The 19,860-nt window shown below is 36.1% G+C and carries 15 protein-coding genes; 7 read left to right on the top strand and 8 right to left on the bottom strand.

Going from position 1 to position 19,860, the window contains the following annotated elements; translation table 11 throughout:
* Nucleotides 1-127 precede the first annotated feature (127 nt).
* From gdhA to CG11_RS06645, 4 genes are all read right to left on the bottom strand, one after another.
* Nucleotides 128-1,498, bottom strand: coding sequence for an NADP-specific glutamate dehydrogenase (gene gdhA, locus CG11_RS06630; protein WP_231512764.1), 1,371 nt, complete (start codon nucleotides 1,496-1,498; stop codon nucleotides 128-130).
* Between the two features lie 350 nt (nucleotides 1,499-1,848).
* Nucleotides 1,849-2,685, bottom strand: a complete 837-nt coding sequence (locus CG11_RS06635) for a hypothetical protein (RefSeq protein WP_052594386.1) — start codon at nucleotides 2,683-2,685, stop codon at nucleotides 1,849-1,851.
* Between the two features lie 105 nt (nucleotides 2,686-2,790).
* A complete protein-coding gene (locus CG11_RS06640; RefSeq protein WP_052594388.1) occupies nucleotides 2,791-3,942 on the bottom strand; it encodes an aminotransferase class V-fold PLP-dependent enzyme in 1,152 nt (383 codons plus the stop codon).
* 82 nt (nucleotides 3,943-4,024) lie between these two features.
* On the bottom strand, nucleotides 4,025-4,570 hold the full coding sequence (locus CG11_RS06645; RefSeq protein WP_052594390.1) for an NUDIX hydrolase: 546 nt from the start codon (nucleotides 4,568-4,570) through the stop codon (nucleotides 4,025-4,027).
* A gap of 240 nt (nucleotides 4,571-4,810) precedes the next feature.
* Between CG11_RS06645 and CG11_RS06650 the strand changes: the two genes are divergently transcribed.
* Nucleotides 4,811-7,126, top strand: a complete 2,316-nt coding sequence (locus CG11_RS06650) for a TonB-dependent receptor (protein WP_052594392.1) — start codon at nucleotides 4,811-4,813, stop codon at nucleotides 7,124-7,126.
* 122 nt (nucleotides 7,127-7,248) lie between these two features.
* Here CG11_RS06650 and CG11_RS06655 read toward each other — a convergent pair whose 3' ends face one another.
* Complete coding sequence (locus tag CG11_RS06655; RefSeq protein WP_156039683.1) at nucleotides 7,249-8,229, bottom strand: hypothetical protein; 981 nt, start codon at nucleotides 8,227-8,229, stop codon at nucleotides 7,249-7,251.
* Nucleotides 8,230-8,420: 191 nt separating this feature from the next.
* Nucleotides 8,421-10,370 (bottom strand): sodium:solute symporter family protein, encoded by a 1,950-nt coding sequence (locus tag CG11_RS06660; RefSeq protein ID WP_063833037.1) that lies wholly within the window; start codon nucleotides 10,368-10,370, stop codon nucleotides 8,421-8,423.
* A gap of 357 nt (nucleotides 10,371-10,727) precedes the next feature.
* Here CG11_RS06660 and CG11_RS06665 point away from each other — a divergent pair, with 357 nt between their 5' ends.
* The gene (locus CG11_RS06665) at nucleotides 10,728-11,234 is read left to right on the top strand and encodes a cupin domain-containing protein (protein ID WP_052594397.1); all 507 of its coding nucleotides are present in this window, start codon (nucleotides 10,728-10,730) and stop codon (nucleotides 11,232-11,234) included.
* A gap of 26 nt (nucleotides 11,235-11,260) precedes the next feature.
* The gene (locus CG11_RS06670) at nucleotides 11,261-11,779 is read left to right on the top strand and encodes a hypothetical protein (protein ID WP_156039684.1); all 519 of its coding nucleotides are present in this window, start codon (nucleotides 11,261-11,263) and stop codon (nucleotides 11,777-11,779) included.
* A 6-nt stretch (nucleotides 11,780-11,785) separates the two neighbouring features.
* Here the strand turns inward: CG11_RS06670 and CG11_RS06675 are convergent, their stop codons facing one another.
* Nucleotides 11,786-12,931 carry a T9SS type A sorting domain-containing protein gene (locus CG11_RS06675; protein ID WP_197043793.1) on the bottom strand — a complete coding sequence of 382 codons (1,146 nt, stop codon included), beginning with the start codon at nucleotides 12,929-12,931 and terminating at the stop codon, nucleotides 11,786-11,788.
* Between the two features lie 489 nt (nucleotides 12,932-13,420).
* On the opposite strand from CG11_RS06675, the gene CG11_RS06680 reads away from it, so the two are divergent.
* Complete coding sequence (locus tag CG11_RS06680; protein ID WP_052594403.1) at nucleotides 13,421-14,245, top strand: septal ring lytic transglycosylase RlpA family protein; 825 nt, start codon at nucleotides 13,421-13,423, stop codon at nucleotides 14,243-14,245.
* A 174-nt stretch (nucleotides 14,246-14,419) separates the two neighbouring features.
* A complete protein-coding gene (locus CG11_RS06685; RefSeq protein ID WP_052594405.1) occupies nucleotides 14,420-14,818 on the top strand; it encodes a hypothetical protein in 399 nt (132 codons plus the stop codon).
* 9 nt (nucleotides 14,819-14,827) lie between these two features.
* On the opposite strand, the gene CG11_RS06690 is transcribed toward CG11_RS06685, so the two are convergent.
* A complete protein-coding gene (locus CG11_RS06690; protein WP_052594407.1) occupies nucleotides 14,828-17,284 on the bottom strand; it encodes a TonB-dependent receptor in 2,457 nt (818 codons plus the stop codon).
* 718 nt (nucleotides 17,285-18,002) lie between these two features.
* On the opposite strand from CG11_RS06690, the gene CG11_RS06695 reads away from it, so the two are divergent.
* A complete protein-coding gene (locus CG11_RS06695; RefSeq protein ID WP_052594409.1) occupies nucleotides 18,003-18,971 on the top strand; it encodes a DUF6089 family protein in 969 nt (322 codons plus the stop codon).
* 334 nt (nucleotides 18,972-19,305) lie between these two features.
* Nucleotides 19,306-19,833 (top strand): C40 family peptidase, encoded by a 528-nt coding sequence (locus tag CG11_RS06700; RefSeq protein ID WP_052594411.1) that lies wholly within the window; start codon nucleotides 19,306-19,308, stop codon nucleotides 19,831-19,833.
* The last annotated feature ends 27 nt before the right edge of the window (nucleotides 19,834-19,860 follow it).

Here is a 19,860-nt window from a genome sequence, read left to right on the forward strand (position 1 = left end):
ACAGACTTAGAAAAGCCATCCATTTTATCTTAACATTTTTATTTTGTCAATGTGCTTTAGAAAATTCGGGATGACTCATGTTTGTTTCTTATTTCTAAATCAATGTTTGACAAGCGTACAAATTATTTTATACCAAGCCTTGATCCAACATAGCATCTGCTACTTTGACAAATCCAGCAATATTTGCTCCTTTGACATAGTTGATTGCCCCATTCTCCTCTTTTCCATACTCGACACATTTCTCATGTATTGATTTCATAATATCATGCAACTTTTCATCGACCTCTTCTCTAGACCATGACATACGCAAAGAATTTTGAGCCATTTCCAAACCAGATGTCGCTACGCCCCCCGCATTAGAGGCTTTACCTGGCGCATAGAGTATTTTTGCTTCTAAAAACACTTCTACTGCTTTTGCGGTAGAAGGCATATTAGCTCCCTCTGCAACAACAATACACCCATTATCCACCAATGTTTTTGCTTCTTCTTCATTCAACTCATTTTGGGTAGCACAAGGAAGTGCGATGTCTACCTTCTCTCCCCAAGGGCGTTCACCTTCGTGATAAACAGCATTTGGATACTCTTCTACATATTCTTTGATGCGTCCACGGCGTACATTTTTGAGCTCCATCACCCAAGCCAACTTCTCTGCATCAATTCCATCTTTATCATAAATATAACCTTTAGAATCACTTAAGGTTACTACTTTTGCTCCTAGTTCTGTCGCTTTTTCGCAAGCATATTGTGCGACATTCCCCGAACCAGAGATAGAAACAACCTTACCATCGAAAGAATCCTCTTTGGTTTTTAGCATTTCTTCTGCAAAATAAACGGTTCCATAACCTGTCGCTTCAGGGCGAATCAACGAGCCTCCCCAGTTGATTCCTTTTCCAGTTAATACACCAGTAAACTCATTGCGCAGACGTTTGTATTGACCAAATAAGTATCCAATTTCACGACCACCTACTCCAATATCTCCAGCAGGAACATCCGTGTCTGCACCAATATGACGCTGTAATTCTGTCATAAATGATTGGCAAAACTTCATGACTTCATTATCTGATTTACCCTTAGGATCAAAATCAGAGCCACCTTTACCTCCTCCCATCGGAAGTGTTGTCAAAGAGTTTTTAAAAACTTGCTCAAAGCCTAAAAACTTGAGAATGGACAAATTAACAGAAGGATGAAAACGTAATCCTCCTTTGTAAGGGCCAATAGCAGAATTAAATTCAACGCGATACCCTCTGTTCACTTGAACATTTCCTTCATCATCTAACCAAGGTACTCTGAACATTACCACACGTTCTGGTTCTACCATTCGTTGCAAAATCTTGGCCTCCGCATACTTAGAATTTTCCATAACAAAAGGAACTACAGCCTCTGCAACCTCTGTCACTGCCTGCAGAAATTCCGTTTCGTGTTCGTTCTTAGCTTTTACTTCCTCAATAAAAGCTTTTACCTCTTTTTGATACTTTTTTTCCATTGTTGGCGTTTCCATAAAGGAATTTTTTGTTGTTAAATAATTGGGTAAATCTCTAATGATTATCACTAATGAATTCATAAAACTCAGAACAATATTTTCATCCGTTGACCCTAGTATCAAAAGGCAAATCGTTACTTAGAAGAAAGCCTCCTTTCTACTTCATTGCTCAATACAAAAACACCACTCTTCGATTTTTAATAAACTCTGCTCAGGGTATGCATAATTTATTTTGAAATATAATTTTGCAAACCTACACTTTTTATACTTTAAAACAGTAGTTTATATTAATAGTTTTCGAAAACGCCATTAATTGTTTTTTTTCCTATACAAACTGAAATATTCTGTAAAGTAGATACAAAACCTTATCAAGGGATAACGGTTAGCTTATTCTTGGTCCAAATATATTGTTTGTCTACTTGGCGAGTATAAACTGGACGCCTGTCAACATCAAAGGTTCCTGCCTCATTTCTAAGAATAATTGTTTGCGTTGGTAACGCCTGCTCATCTGGATAGATATAAAATCGATTGGAAAATGTTTCGTTACTAAAACCGTTGCTTAGCAAACTAATATAAAACAAAGAATTTCCATCCCAAAAGATAGTAACAGTTGCCGCTACACCTCCACAATACCCATCACTAAATGCCACTTCAATTACTTCTTTAATGGTTTTTATTCCTTTATTTCCCAAAGCCTTCCCTTGTGTTTGAGTATATAGTGTGCCCATTGCTTCAAATACAATACTATCTTTTACTTGATAATTATCTAAAGCGTATAAGATCAAATGTATACTTTCTTCTGTATAGTTCCCTCTATTCACAATTCCTATGTGATCAATACCATACAAAAATAGTGTGTTAGAGTTGTCCTTTGCCACAAATGCCCCAACAGCAATACTTCCTCCCCATAGATACCCTTCTTCCAGCCGACCATTGTGGTCAAAAACAATACGGTACCAATTGGTTCTAAATCCATTTATTTTAACCATCTCATCCATTCGTTCTTCTACCTGAATGGCCGCACCTGTAGATAGTGTTCCAAGAACAGCAGCTGTTGCAAAAGGAGCCGCATGAACTCTAGAAGGCTTTAAAACATAAAATGATTGTCCTTCTTCCAAACTTCGGTACAAGCTATTAAAGGTATAATCCTCTTGTGCGTGCAAACTAGTTTGTATAATAATTATAATAAAAAATACAATTTTCATAATTACGTTTTGGTACATTGATAACTCCCAAAATACAAAAAGGATACCAGTAAAATTCCCTACTTGTCATTAACATCAATAAGCAGCTAGGAACTTACTTTGTTGTTATCTAAGCGTGGCTTCAATCGCTTCTAATAATTGCTGAATATCGCTTTCATCATTAAAAACATTAACAGACACTCTAAAATAATTTCCTCGATTTGACAAAACAATATTATGCTTGGCGAGTTGTCTGTTCAATTGCTCCGCATCAATTCTATCGAGTAATGGTAGTGCAAATAGATGATTAGAAAAATAAGGCTCGGCTTCCATAATACCTCCGATATTATTAAAATAGTCACGTAGCGGTTGAATTAGTTTTTGGGCATAAGCTTGTATATTAGACACCTCCCAAGTATTAATCTGTTCTAAGCCCGTTTTGAGAATTGGCATTAGAATAAAGTTGCTAGTTTCACCTACATTGTAACGAGTTGATTGAGGACCATAATTAGAATCATATTGCGTTAATCTACTAAAATCACGCGCATTGGTTCGATTCATCCACGACTCTTCTATGGGTATTCCCGCTTTGAATTTCTCGCCAATATAAGCAATTCCTAACGAGTAGGAACCGAACAACCATTTGTACCCAGCACAAATCAACGCATCTATCTTTAACTGTTCGACATCCATGGGCAAAGCCCCTACTGCTTGGCTTCCATCTACAATAAAATAAGCCCCAACAGCAGCACACCGCTCTCCAATAGCCATTAAGTCGTATTTTAATCCTGTCATCCATTGAATTGCCGAAATCAAAACTACGCTTGTATTCTCATCAATGGCTTCTAGTATTTTTGTGTTCCAATCTTCTCCTAAAGTTGTTAAGTTGGGATTAGGGCGCACTACAATCAATTCATTTTGGTGTGTTGAGCACCAGCGTTGTGCAGCAAAATACCCGCTAGGGAATTCTTCTTCTACAACAATTGCCGTCCCTTTCTTTTTGGGTAATACATTATTCATTACACTACTAAAACCATAAGAACTGGATGGAATTAAGGCAACATTAGTAGCAGAACAATTAACAAGCTTTCCAAAAGCTGATCGCACTGCATCCACTTCATCAAAAAAATCGTTGACAGAAATTTGTATTGGATTTCGCTCTCGAACCAATGCTCGAATTGCGGCTTTTTCTGCCTCTTTCAACAAAGGGGATTTGGCAGCACAGTTTAGGTAATGTATTTCAGTATCTAAACTAAAAAGATGTTTTTGACAATCCATAAAGAGCTTTTTTTAACAATTAAGTATTTTTTTCTGGACGATTGCTTATTTATAAAAGGGCCTAAAGGCTACTTCTTCTTTATTACTTAATATCGTTCATATATGCACGATTATCGCCATGATGCACTCCTTTATAGCTAGGATCTTTTATATATTGCTCCAATGCAAATACATTGGAATGAAAAGCCAAATCGTCCCAAGGGATTTCATCCATTGCAAATAGACGTACGTCCGAAGTTTCTTCTGCGGCACCAAAAATGGGCTCAGTCAACTTTGCCAAAAACAAAAAATAGACCTGATTGACATGCAAAATATTATAGACGGTATGCAAACGCTCTATTTCTACCTTTGCCCGCACTTCTTCCCACACTTCTCTCGCAGCACCTTCTTTGACCGTTTCGTGATTCTCCATAAATCCTGCTGGAAAGTTCCACTTCCCCATTCTTGGTTCAATTCCTCGTTTTCCCAACAAAATTTTGCCTTCATAAAACACCAAACAACCACAAACAATTTTAGGATTTTGATAATGAACTACCTCACAGTTAGAACAAATATACCTCACTCGGTTATCTCCTTCTGGCTGTTTGTACTCCAATGGGCTATGCCCGCAATTATTGCAAAAATTCATCTATTATGCGTTTTATATCATTTGTAATTTTCTTCAACTACTTGGTTTCAAGCCCTCCTTTAGAAGTTGTCCTAATGTACTAAGATAATAATATTATAACAATAACCTTTCGCTAGAAACAAATAGCTATACTTAAAAATATTTTTAGATTAATCTAAAAATATTTTTTATTACAACCTTTATAATATACATTTGTCATGCAAATTATATTTTTAGACTAGTCTACACTGTTATAATTCTATGGAAATAAGACTATTTACTTTCATTTTTTTACTGATTGCACTATCAACCAATGCTCAAAAAAGTCTCCTAAAAGGTAGAATCGTGAATTCAGATAATGAAGCAGTTATTGCTGCCAATGTTATTTTATTGCAAGATAGTGTTGTTACTAACTTGGGGGCAACAACAGACATAGATGGTTTTTTTGAGCTTTCTAATGTTCCTCAAGGCAACTATACCTTGCAAACTTCTTATGTTGGTTTTGCAAGCTATCGTACCTCTATAAAAATAGAGGAGAATGAAGTTGATTTAGGAATTATTCGGCTAACACCAACCTCTGGAGTTATTGACGAAGTAGTTGTTACTCATAAAGGAGCCAACCTATTCAATCCGACTAAAATTGCCCCTACGGTTGCTACCAAATATGTCGTTGATCCAAGTGCCTTAGAAAAAATCACAGCCCCAACCAATCTAATTGAAGCCATTTCGCTTGTTAGTGGGGTACAAGAAGAAGTAGCTTGCGGTGTTTGTTTTACCAATACAATTAGCATTAATGGACTGCCAGGTCAATATACAGCAGTACTGATTGATGGTACTCCTATGTATGGTAATTTAGCCTCTATTTATGCTTTGAACGGTCTGCCAACAACGATGATTGAGCGCATAGAGATTACCAAAGGACCTAGTTCTACTATTTTTGGTTCGGAAGCAGTTGCTGGTGCTATTAATGTGATTACAAAAGATCCTAGTCAAGAACCGTTGATTTCATTAGACATTATGGGAACATCTCATCTAGAGTCGTTTAACAACTTATCTTTAGCTGGAACATTCGGAAAATTTAATGGTATGGTTGGCGTCAATCATGCTTATGTTGGTACCAATCACGATGATAATGGTGATGGCTTTGGTGATTTAATCAATCTAGATAGAGTCTCTGCCTTTGCCAAATTAAATATGAAGCGCCCTAAAAATCGTCGCTTCTCTCTTTTTGCTCGTTATTATTATGAAGATAGAAGAAATGGCGTTGAAGAATATGTAAAGGGTAGAAATTATATTGATTTAAGAGGCGATGATATCATCTATGGTGAGAGTATTTTCACACAACGTTGGGAAATATTAGGAACCTATGATTTGCCGACTCAAGAGTATTTTAAATTAGATTATTCTTTTTCTGGCCACTACCAAGATAGCTATTATGGTTCTGATTATTATAATGCAACGCAATATGTTGGTTATACAAATTTTAATTGGAACAAATACATCAAAGGGCACGGCATTACGGCTGGTCTAAACTTGCGTTATCAGTATTATGATGATAATACCTTAGCAACGGTAGATAGTGTTGCGGGGAACATTCCTAGTCATCAATTTATTCCAGGGATATTTATTCAAGACGCTTGGGATATTTCTAAAAAAGTGGCGGTCTTATACGGTTGTCGACTAGACTATTTCCAAGATCATGGCGCTATCCCCGCCCCTCGATTTAATCTCAAATACAAACCAGACACGTGGACGACTTTTCGCCTAAACTTTGGTACAGGTTTTAGAATTGTCAATTTATTTACAGAAGATCATGCCTTTATCACAGGGAGTCGCCAAGTCGAAATTACAGAGCAAATACAACCCGAACGTTCTTACAATGGTTCTTTGAATTTTAACTATGTCTTTGCAATGGGTTCTAGCCAAGGAACGATTAATGTTGATGGTTTTTACACTTACTTTACCAATGCCATTTTTCCTGATTATAGCAATCCAAAGAAAATTATTTACAAAAATCTAGATGGTTTTGCACAAACAAGAGGGTTTAGCATCAATTATAGCCAACAATTCCGATTTCCCTTGGCTATCAGTTTATCGTATAATATGCAGTGGGCGGATCAGACCGATATTGATGAACAAGGCAACAAAACGACTGGAGCATTAGAATACTCTCCTTTGTACAGTGGTTCTTTGGTTCTTAATTATACCTACAAACCATGGCAATTAAATTTTGCTTACACAGGAAAATTAACGGGGCCTATGCAATTGCCTGAAGTATTTGACTTAGATGCCAATGGTACGCCCGTTGCCGTTGCTCGCCCAACTACTTCTAAACCGTTCTCAATGCACAACATTCAAATTACTAAAGATTTTCCTAAATTGAATTTGAGTATTTATGTTGGTGTGCAAAATTTATTTGATTATCGACAAGAAATTTCACCTTTAGTAGGTTATAATGATCCCAATACCAATCCTGGTTTTAGCGATTACTTTGATACAGCTTATGCTTATTCTCCGATTCACGGTCGAGAATTTTATCTTGGTTTGCGTTGGAAATGGTCTCCTGCCAAACGATAAAGGAAATTAATCTCTCCAATACTGTTAAAGTCAAAAGCTAGTCGCCATTGGTTCACCAATAGGACTAGCTTTTGACTTATTTTTTCAATAATTTTAACACCTAACTATTGATTCTTATTCATTTATTTCAACTCTTGCACCATCCAGAAATCATGCTCTCGATCAATTAAAGCCATCTCTATGCGTTCTTGTTCTTTTTTTAGAGCATCTCCCGATGTATATTCTGCAAGCGCCCGATCATACGCATTTGTCTCTTTCTCAATGATACTCTGAAAACATCTAAAATGCAACCAATCATCTAAATTCTCTACCATTGAATTTGACGTTGAATGAGCCGTCAATTGAGCCAACAAAGGGCGGATATCCTCATACTTCAACCAACACAAAGGCCTTCCTTCTTCCTCTTTTTTAGATTTTATAATTGGACAAATCCCTAATATTCGGCTTTCGGATATGCCTCTAGTCAATTCAAAGAATTGCACTTCTTTAATTTTATATCCAATAATTTGCACCTTATTTTGTTGAAAGATTGCTGTTCGTTCTGTTTCAGAAAACAACTCTTGAAAGTCGTCTGAGTCTGTTTTGTAGATTGGAATGTCTTTAGCAGAAGCAAGTTGATTAAACAGTAAATGATGACTTTGCCCTCCCAATAGAACAGAATTCGCTTTATTGTCTGAAAGTTGTCGCCAAATACGTTTTTCCCAATAAACATTATCCAATTGAGTTGCAGGATACTCAATATAGCCAGCTTTATTTTTGTTTAACGGATAAATTGACCTTTCAGGAGTCGATAACGCCACCCCATTATCATCTTGATAAACCAACGTTTCAAACTGAAAATGATTTTGATATTTTCTATGAACTTTCAAAACACCCGAAGCTCCCCAAACCTTCCAATCGCCTACGCGTTGATTATTTAGGAATTGACCTTCTGCCTTTTTCTGGCCATTGGGATACCAACACGTATACTTACCATTTAGACAGCCATTCGTAGTTTCTACTTGGTATTTTAAACGAGCATTTTGGTGATAATCTCTTTTAATTTGAGCCTTGAGAGTAAATGAAAGCAAGGCAACTAGCACTAGCATTGACAGTAATTTCATGATATAGTAATTATAAGTAATAATACTTTGTGGATTAGCTGACAACCCCACGAAGTAAAGAATCGTTATTATATTAATATAATACTATTTTTTTACAAATGTTATCACTCTATCAATGCAATTCCCTATTAATCATCAACTTTCAACCTATTTCAAAGTCCAATCATACTACAATAGAAAGCATATTACCCTTAATTAAAATCTTCCATATCAGGAAAGTCATCGTTTTGATTGGTTGGTGGTTTTTTATTGTCTTTCTTGGATACGGCTGATTCATCTAAATGATCAATAGCACTATCTTCTTCTTGATCAGCTGTTGTCTTTATAGGTAAATTTTCACCACTATCTAAAACGCTATCCAAAGCTAAAGGAGCTTCGTTTTGACCAAACAAACCTGCTTTTTCCATAAAATAGTTCAAAAAATACAAACTCAACATAGCTAATAGGAGCAACGAAAATCCAGTTCCATATTCTTGTAAGAGTAATTTTCCTGTTAAGAATAAGATACTATAAGTCATCACAATAGCCGATAGCCAACAAGCAGCTAAATATTTTAAATTCTTTGCAAACGCCCCAGAATTCACTTTATAATTACCATCTTTAACACCATGTACTTTTTGCCAGAAAGGAACCAAAATACTTGCTGGTTCGGGCTTGGTCAAAAAAGTGACCAACAACCAAACACAAGTTGTAAATAACGTTGTTGTTATTAATGCAATCGGCAACTCAACGGTAGTAGCATATTGGTATTCGTACCACCAAATCAATCCTGTAAAGAAAAATGGTGCTATGGTTGCTGAAATCTCTGACCAAACATTGATACGCCACCAATACCAACGTAAAATAAGGACAAGTCCTAAACCTGCACCAGCTTGAATAATAAATCCCCATGCTCCAGAAATAGACTGCACTCGTGTACTAATTAGCAAGCCTAAAATCATTAGAATGACGGTACTTATTCTAGAAACGAAGACATAGTGCTGTGCCTCCCCATCTTTCATCCAAAATCGTTTGTACACATCATTCACCAAATAGCCTGCCCCCCAATTAAGCTGTGTTGAAATGGTACTCATATAGGCAGCCAAAAAAGCAACCAACAACAAACCTCTCCAACCCGAAGGTAAGAAATCTCGCATGGCATAAACATAACCTAACTTTTCATCCCCTGCCGCTAAATCTGGATACAAAATTACAGCTGCCAATCCAACAATAATCCAAGCCCAAGGTCGAATACAATAGTGCGCTACTTGAAAAAATAAGGTTGCATAAACCGCATCTTTATCTGAACGGGTACTCATCATCCGTTGAGCGATATATCCGCCACCACCTGGTTCAGCGCCTGGATACCAACAAGCCCACCATTGACACCCTGCATAGGCTAAAAATCCAACTACTGTCAATCCTAGAGTTGTCCCTGTTCCTCCTGCATTACCAATAGACGGCAAAAAATTTAGAATATTGGGGTTTTGAAATTCTAGTTGTTCTTTTAAACCTGTAATGCCACCAATTTCGGGCGCATTCAAAACAAAATATGCCAACGCAACGCAGCCAATCATAGCAACTACAAATTGAATTGCATCGGTTACAGCCACCCCTATTAATCCTGAGAAAGACGCATAAGTTGCTGCCAAAACCATCGCTACTCCTGTGTACAATAATGCAACTGTTTCTGATAGATCAAAGAAAACGACGAGCAGAGATTGTAAAGCGACATTCACCCATGCAATAACAATCACATTCATCAATACGCCTAAGTACACGGCTTTAAAAGCTCTTAGAAACTGTGCAGGCTTGCCCGCATACCGCAATTCTATAAGTTCTACTTCTGTCAAGACACCTGATCGCTGCCATAACCTTGCAAAAAAGAAGGTTGTCAACATCCCTCCTGCCAAAAAGTTCCACCACAACCAATTCCCCGCAATGCCACTTCCACTAACAATTTCGGCTACAGCCAAAGGGGTATCTGCCGCAAATGTAGTTGCCACCATTGATATTCCAGCTAGCAACCAATGCATGTTTCGTCCCCCCAAAAAGAAACTCTCCATGTCCTTCGATGCCTGCCGAGTATAAGAGATTCCGACACTCAGGATTAAGACCAAAAAGCCAATTATTATCCCCCAATCTAATGATGTTAGTTCCATATTGTTAAAAAATGTTAATTTTTCTTAGATTTACTTTACCTTAGTAATCTACTAATCTTTCATTTGTCTACTATCATTACTTCGTATCAACCACGAAGTATTGTGTGATATGACCAAGTTAATATACCTGACAATTACTTCTTTGACAAGGTAGGACTTTTTTACAAAAGACTTTGTGTTATGTTTAGTAGTAGTTCGGTGATTTTTTGCTTTTTTAACAAAAAAAATAAAAAAGCAGGTTCATATTAACCTAGCTTTGTTGCTAGTATACTGCTTTAACGAACTATTGTTTTAGGGATTATTTTATACCAACATATCGAACCGTTTTGAAAACAAACCACAAACAAAGAATCAACTATGCACACTCTACTTTTATTCTTACTATTATTGAGTACTCAAATTCTCTCTGCTCAAATTTTGACTCAGGATGCTAATTCAATGCGCCCCAAAGAGGAGTATACAAACGTTATGACAATCCCTTTGCATAGCGATGACAACACCTCTGTATTCATGATTTTTGTCAAACAAGCCGTACGCAAACATGTACATCAGTATCATACCGAAGTAATTACGGTCTTAGATGGAACGGGGCGAATGTATTTGGGAGGAGATTATTTTGATATTAAAAAAGGCGATCATATTATTGTTCCCCCCAATACAGCCCACGCTGTTATTACCACCAGCGCCAAACCCTTAAAAGTACTTTCTGTTCAGTCGCCCCAATTTTTGGGACAAGATCGTATCTTCATCGAAGAAACACCTACCAATACTCCAACAACAGTTGATGACACCAAAACAAAGAAAAAGAAGAAGCCTAAAAAGAAAAAAGATGATATTCCTGAATTTGAAGGTGAATACGATTAAATTTTGCTAACAATAATTTACTAAGCATGATGAAAGAAGCTCCCAAAAGTACTTCCAATTGGATACCAAGATTTAAATCTCTTCCCATATACAATAAAGTTCTTTTAGGAGCTATTTTTTTGTTTTTTGTCTTTGCCTCTATTCGTTATGACAAGCTATCCATCGATCAATCGAATATAAGGGAGGTACAATTTAAGTCTTTAAAAAAGAATAAAATGTATAAAGACTTGGGCTATTCTTATCGTCTTAAGCTATTAGAATCGGCACAGGAATTTATTATCAAGGCTGATTATGCTCCATGTCTAAAGTTGGATACGTTCCATCAAGTTGTTCAAGAAGGAGATGTTATAAAAATAAGTACAGAACGTTCCAATCCTTCTTTGATTTGCTTTATCAGCAAAGGAGATATTATCTTGTTGGATATTAACTGCGTCGCTACTCAAACCAACTATATCAATAGGATGATTCCTATTTTAATTGCGCTAAGTATTTTCTTAGTTTGGGGGCTTTTATATAAAATCAAACAAGATCAAGGAACTGCTTAGTAATTGCTAACGAGCAATAACAACTCGTTTGTAGTAATGCTGCTGCTCGCACTTGATTCGCAAAAAATAAACTCCATTCAACAATTGGTCTGTTTCAATTGCTATACTTTGTTTTCCAACACTCAATAATTGGGAAGCAAAACGCCGAACAATACCTCCCTTAGCATCTAATAACTGACATGCTACTTTCTGAGGTACTTGCAATTCAAATTCGACATTAAACTGTGTATCTGTTGGGTTAGGATACACAACCACGTGACTTAGTGCAGGTGGCAACTGCTGTTTAGTTCCTGTAACAAGACTAGTTAAGTTTAATTCTCCCAATTGGGCTGCTCCTAATATACTAGATTCATTACTAAAGTATAAACGCTGGTTGTCCACAAAATCTAATGCTTCTTTTTGAGAGGTGCTATTCAAGGAAATTGTTTGTACCGTCCCATCAAAAAATCGATTGCCAGAAAAATCTGTAAACCACCAAATTCTGTTCGCCCCTAACAAAGCGAGTTGCTCTTGGTTGGGAGACATCGCTGCTCCTGTCACTTCAAATATATAGCTAATTTGATTGGTCTGAAAACTGTCTAGCAATACAGCCGCATGGCTTCCTGTGTCCGCAGGAATTTGGTACAACCAAGTATAGCCTTGATGCGGAGAAGTACGATCTTTTGTAAAAAAATAAAGAGAATCTTGAAAATAAACAACAGCCTCTGTATCGTATTTTTTTTCACTATTGGCAGGAGGGAAAGCCGTTTGTTCTGGATAATAATATTCGATTATTTCGGCGACAACAGTATGTCCTATAATGGAGTCAGGATGTGGAATTCGGTATACTTTTAAATCTTGACGACTGTTGTTATTATTACCAAAATCTCCAATATAAACCCGACCTTGGTTGTCGTACGTAATGTCTTCCCAATCAATATTAGAGACATTCTGAACGAGAATTGTTCTTTGTACGGTCCCGAAGGTATCTATTAAATACAATTTAGCCGAGTCGCCACTATCATTATGAAGCCAAATAGCATTTTCATTACTTACAAGCATTCCAGAGTTTTCTGCCAAACTGTTTGGTAAGGTGCTTATCATCCGAACTGTTTGGCTACAAGCTATTAATTGAAATGTAAATAAAATAAAAATAATATAGAGAATTCTCATAAGATCAAGTTTTAAAACCATCTAAGATAGTACTTTTTTTCAATATATTTTAGGGTATTTTTATTCTTTTGATCATATTTTAATTTTATATACACTGCATTCTAAATGAAGTAGATTCGCCAACAAAATTCGCTTGTTTTAATAGTTCAACCAGAATTCACAAATCTACAAACAAAGAAAAAGGCAGAAAAGCTTGATACATTTTTAAATCTTTTTTTCGTTTTCAATGTTCTATTTATTACCTTAGAAACCTATTCTTGACTCTTTGGATGGACTCAATTTTTAAAGTTCCGTATCATTCCATAAAGTTTGTTGGTTTTCATAAGAGCAAATTTTAAAATTTAAGTAAGCCAATAGAAAAAGACATCGAACAAAATTGCGATTGGTTTGATTACTTTCTTCCATGACGGCTTACTATAGATTTATTTGAAACCAAACTATTATCTATTTATTGTTTAATGTGGTAAAACCCATTCTAAAAAAGACACAATGAAATTACTTGTTCAAATTTTCGCTTTAGTTATCTTAACCATTCAAGTAGCCACAGCAACTCCTGTTGAGAAAGGACTTGCTAGTTATTACGATGATAGTTTTCATGGTCGTAAAACAGCTAGTGGAGAAAAGTACGATAAAAATCAACTCACAGCAGCTCACAAAACACTTCCTTTTGGTACCAAAGTAAAAGTTAAAAATCCTGCCAATGGAAAATCTGTCAATGTTGTTATCAATGATCGAGGTCCTTACATCAAAGGCCGTGTCATTGAAATCTCCAAAAAAGCAGCCCAACAAATTGATTTGGTAAAAGTTAACGTAGCTCCTGTAGAAATTACGGTTATTAGTGGTCCTGATAACAAACCTACTGTAGCAGCTAAATCTACTAATGAGAAACCTGTTGCCAAACCTGTTCAGAACACAACAAAAGCAACTGCAAAACCTGCTGAAAAGAAAAAGGCAAGTACAACTCAAAAAGAACCTAAAAAAGACAATTTGATTGTTGAAGCCAAAGAAATGGAAACTGGTGGTTTGTACAAAATGCAGGTGCTAAAATTACAACCTAAAGGTTTTGGGGTACAAGTAGCTGGATACAGTGATTATCAATCTGTTGTACAACAATTGGCTGTATTCCAAAAAAACTGGTTCAAAGGAGCAACCGTTTTTGTAGATAAATTAAATGGCAAACCATATTACAAAATTATCTTAGGCCCTATGAATACAAGAGAAGAGGCCGATAGTTATTGTGAAAACCTCAAGAAGAAATACAACTTAAAAGATGCCTTTGTTGTCAATATCGAAGCATTGGCAGCTAAAAAATAAATAACTCCACCTTACCACAGTCGTCTATTTTGACTTCCTAAAAAAGGATGCACTTATTGTGTATAAAAATAGACCACTGTGGTTTGTTTTATTCTAAAAAGCCGATTCATAATATCTGCTCAACAACAATAGACCCTATTATCTCACATTCACATTTTTTCAAATTTCTACATTATGAAACAGCGTATTTTGTTTGTTGCTTCTATTTTCCTTCTACTTCTGAATACTAGCTGTGAAAAAGCAGCCAAAATTCATCTAATTTCTGCACAAACATGGGTCGTTACCGAAATTTCTTCGGGTTTTTCTAATTTTGCTAATGTTGGAGATGAATTAACATTTCACGATAACCGCTTATTTTTCAGCTACTCTAATGGCGCTGAATCAGATGGTCGATGGGAGTTTGAGGGTAGCCAAACAAGTCCTTTTGCTCCTGCAACAGTAGAAGGCTTATCTATAACAGCAGGTTTTGGGGCTTATAGTTTTTCAATTCTAACATTGGATAATAACGAACTAAAAATCCAAGATATTACGAATTTTGGAAGCCCAATATATTCTATGAAGGCAAAGGAATAACTTACAAAGTTATTGAACACCTAAGGTAAACCGCAGCGTAACGTAAAAGCTTAGACCATCCGCAGGCAAAATCCCTGGTCCTGGATAACTTGCCGCTCTTCTAGTAAAATAAACTTCATTCGTTAGATTATTAATTCCTGCCTGCAACGTAAACCATTTCCATTGATAACTTGCCGAAATATCCATCACGCCATAACTAGGAATAACTCCCACAACTGCATTAGGCACCCATTCGGCATTGGTGGCATCTGAATAATGCTTGGATGTATAAGAATATTGATAAGACAATTTGAACGTTTTGTATCCAAAACTAACTCCTGTTCTTAAAATAATTGGTGCTACAAATTCCAGCTGTTTTCCAGATGCAAAACTATTATCTGTTTGTGTATAACGACCGTCAAGAATCGAGAAGTTAGCAAATACATTCAAACTAAATGGTGTCTTTTTTTGTTTGCTAAACAACTTCCAAAAATCAGCTTCTACAAAAAATTCGGTTCCAATAACTCTAGCATTTCCCACATTTGTACGCAACGTATATGGTTCGATAATCAATGGATTGTCTTTGTTAGGACGTTCACTTTGAATGTTTCCTATTCTACGATTGTACCCCAGATAAAATATAGTAGCATTAAAATTAAACAGCCCTTTATAGCTTCCTCTAAATCCGATATCAGCATTAAACCCGTATTCGTCTTTGAGGTTGGGATCTACTTCTTGATTTGGATTGGAAATACGCATATCGTTGAAATTAATTCCTCGATAGTTTTGTGAAAAATTTCCATACACCTCTATATTCTTACTCAACTTGTAACTCACTCCTACCCCCGCTAAGAAAATAGATCTAGAATTACTTCTATACTCATCTATCGCTTCATTTCGAATTGTATCCCATCCTGTACTACTAGGAACTACGACCAAATCTTGATAATACCCAGCTGCTTCGGTATGAATATACTCAAAACGCACTCCCGGTGTCACACTAAACTTCTCTGTTATTGCAAAATAATTTTCAGCAAAAGCAGCAAAATTAAAACTAGGGAAAGCATAATCTGATTTAAGAATGCCTTTAGGCGCAGCAGAAAAAGTAAAATCGCTTAGTGTTCCTGTCGTATGATTGTTAGACAATCCTTGTTGTTGCGTAGTATATCCTTTATAAATTCGAACACCTGTCACCAATGCTGAAACATTGCTTAGGAGTTTATAGCGATGCACCAATCTCGTTTCATTCCCAAAATTCATGTAATGTCCTTTGATTAAATCCCTTGCTTCGCCATAATCTGGACGATTAATGGCTTGCAAATTACCCAATGATTGGCGACTGGCAAACAAGGCAAAATTTCGTACATTCAACTGTGTCAATGAAGAAAACTTATAATTCAATGTCAATGCGCTCAAGTTCCAATTTACTCGAAACCAGTTGCGTTCTCGCTTCGATTGGCGAGCATTTTGAGCAAACTCCGTATCGGTTAATCCTCCAGGCTGATGTGCCAAATATTGCATAATTGTCTGCTCTGCACGAATACTTAGTTTTTTGTTAGGTTTATACTCCAATTGAGCGTAACCATTGTGTACCTCAAAATTTGCATTAGGTCGCCAGCCATCACCACGCTTGTATTGATAAAAAGCATAATAATTTAATTGTTTTTTGGCAACTGTTCCACCTATGCTATTAAACGTATTAAAAAAGTTAAAGCCTCCATAAGTATTCTCTGTAACAAATTCAAAAGCTTTGTCTTTAGGTCCTTGCTTCATTACAAAGTTTAGCATACCGCCAAACTGAGTTCCAAACTGCAAAGAAGCGGCACCTCTTAAAACTTCTATCCGTTGTAAGGCCTGTGCAGGCGGTGTGTAATAAGTTTCTGGATATCCCAAGGCATCCGCACTAATGTCATATCCATTTTGGCGCGTATTGAAGTTGGTTGTTCGATTGGGATTTAGACCTCTTCCTCCTATATTTAACTGAATTCCAGAATTATCATTTTCCCAAATATTCAAGCCAGGAACGGTCTTAAATAATTCCCTAGCATTATTATTGGCTTGATTGGCCAATACTTTTTTGAGGTCTATGACATTGATTGTTTTAGCACTTAATAAAGTGACGCCTTGAATTGCAGGATTAAGATGATACTCCTCTCCATCTACCACTACTTCTTTATCAAAAGTTACGGTCAAAGAATCCAATACAAGATTTAAAACAACGTTCTGATTTTCAATTTTAATTGGGACTGTCTTTTGTTGAAAACCATCTGCATTAATAGTTAAGGTATAAGAACCACTTTCAAGCTGATAGAAGTGGTAACTTCCTTTGGCATTGGAGGTTGCCATTTTATCCATTGGGCTTAATAGAATGAATGCATCTGAGATGGCTTTGGATTGATTATTTTTTATCTGTCCACTGATGCTATATTGACTGTACAGATGACTGATACAGCAAAAGAAACAGATAATACCCCAGGATAACCGCATTTTTTCTTCTTAGTTTTTATTTTGTCTAAATAAACATACTGCAAATGTAAGAATATTTTCTTTTAGGACTAACAATTTTTTAAAAATAGTTGACGCTCTCCCACTTCTTCCCCGTTTTATCACCTAAATACAACAATAAATATAGATGCGCTAACCGAGTACATTGGACTATTGAACATGCTTAAAATGCCTAAGCAGGCTCTTTTTTTAGTTAAAAAACCTTTATTTCTGTTAGCCTACAATTCTATTTTTGGCTCTTTTAGTACCCAACTAAAACGATATAGAAGCATATTTTCGAAATACATAAGCTACACCAATCTGATTATCAAGCTCTAAAATAATCGTTTTTTAAGAACATATATTATTGACTATCAAGTACGAAGCACTGACATAAAAATTAGGCACCATTTAGTAGCTGTAGAACGCAAAAATAAATCTGCCTACTTTTATTAAAATTATCGTGAAAGAACTGTTAAAAGAGGAACTAAATCAATACATTTGTAATCTAGAAAAAAGTTTATACCTTTAGTCATCAAGAATGAGCATTTACTTTTCTCATCAAAAGAAATGAAGTGATTTTAAGCTTTTTGAAAAAAAAAAGAAAAAATCGAATACTAAGATACTATTTATCTGTTTGATAGCGTTTAGGTAGTATATTTTTTAATCCCCATCCCTCAAACGGGAAGCTATTTACTTAACATTATACCAAGATTACAAGATGCAAAGAACTTTTATTTTATGGTGTTTAGTTATGCTTGGAGCAACGGCTGGTTTTTCTCAAAACGGCTACCAACCAGCATACCCTCTAGAAGTTGGAATACAAGCAGGAACTTCACAGTTTTTGGGAGATTTAGGAGGTCAACCAGGTATTGGAAAAGGTTTTATTATAGATACAGATATTCAATCGGTCAGACCTACTTTCGGGATTTTTGGACGATATAATATAGGTGGTCATTTTGCAGCTCGATTAGATCTCAGCTATTTGCAATTTCACGGCGATGACAAACTAGCTGGTGTTGGTTTTTCTGCAACTAGCTCAAGAGATAATGTAGATGATGCATGGTTCCGTTACTATCGTAACTTGAACTTTAGAACACATGTATTTGAAGCAAGTATTGCTGCAGAAGTCATTCCATACAACTTTGAGTTAAGTGGCGGCTATAAAAACTACAGCGTTATTTCTCCTTATGGTTTTATTGGGGTAGGAATTTTTGCATTTAATCCTGAAGCACTATACAACGGGACTTGGGTAGAATTAAAACCTCTAAGCACAGAAGGACAAGGTATTGTAGATGGACGTGCACCTTATGATTTGGTACAAATAAATATTCCAATGGGTTTTGGTGTAAAATGGTCTTATAACGACACTTGGTCTGCCGCTTTAGAAATCAATCATCGTATGACATTTACGGATTACATTGACGATGTTTCTGGAGATTATGTGACAGATGATCGTATATTTGACCAAAACTTAGATCCTACAACTGCTAGCTTAGCCAAAGCATTGGCTCGTCGTTCTGGTGAAATTGACCCGAATGGTATTAACAGCATTGTAACAGCTCCAGGCGAGCAAAGAGGAGATCCAAAAGATAATGATGCTTACTACACCGTAACTATCCGCTTTAGCTTCTACATAGATACAGATAACTTAGGTGGAGGTAGACGCTATGGTTGCCCTGTTTGGTAACAATATTTATAACTTACAACAAATAAAAAAGGAATTGGCAAGATGTCAATTCCTTTTTTTGTTCTATAAACTTATCACAATAAGAATATCTTAACTTATTTTAGCATAATAGTTGCAAAGTTAACAACGTTAGAGGATTGTATCATCACTCCATACAGACTAAAACAATGCTTATAGACATAAGAAAAGCGATTCGGAGAGGCAATACCGAATCGCTTTCTGTAACAACACAAAATATTGTTTTGCATTGTGTAATAACCCTTTTAACTAACCTAATAAAAACTTGCTTTTTAAACAGCTACAACCGTGCCAATTAGGCATAAAAAAAATATCTATGCAAAAATCAATCATCAATTTGTCTATTTTTTTAGTTTTAGCCTTAGCTTTGGTTAATTCTTGTCAATCTACTCGTTCTGCTTCTACAAGTTCTAATAGCAAAAAAGTTTCTGCTGAAACGGCATTAAGAGAGAGTTTAATTAAAGATGCTGAGAAATATAAAGGGGTTAAATACAAATATGCGGGCAAAGATCCTAGAGGATTTGACTGTTCTGGCTTTACTTCTTTTGTCTGTGCAAAACACAATATCAAACTATCTAGTAGTTCTACTAGTCAATCCAAACAAGGAACTGAAATTGCCATTACTAAAGCTAAACCTGGTGATTTGTTGTTTTTTGGACGCAACGGTCGAAATGGGAAAATACAGCATGTAGGTATTGTCTATAAGAATAATGCCGATGGACTTTATATGATTCACAGTAGTAGCAAACGAGGTATTGTTATTGATAGTGTCACCGATTCTAAATACTGGAAGCCCAAACTGTTGTTTGCTAAAAATGTATTGCCTTTAAAAGGGAAATCATAAACTCAATAGCTATCTAACTTTCTTTAC

It is taken from the genome of Aureispira sp. CCB-QB1, from assembly GCF_000724545.1.
Taxonomy (GTDB): Bacteria; Bacteroidota; Bacteroidia; order Chitinophagales; family Saprospiraceae; genus Aureispira.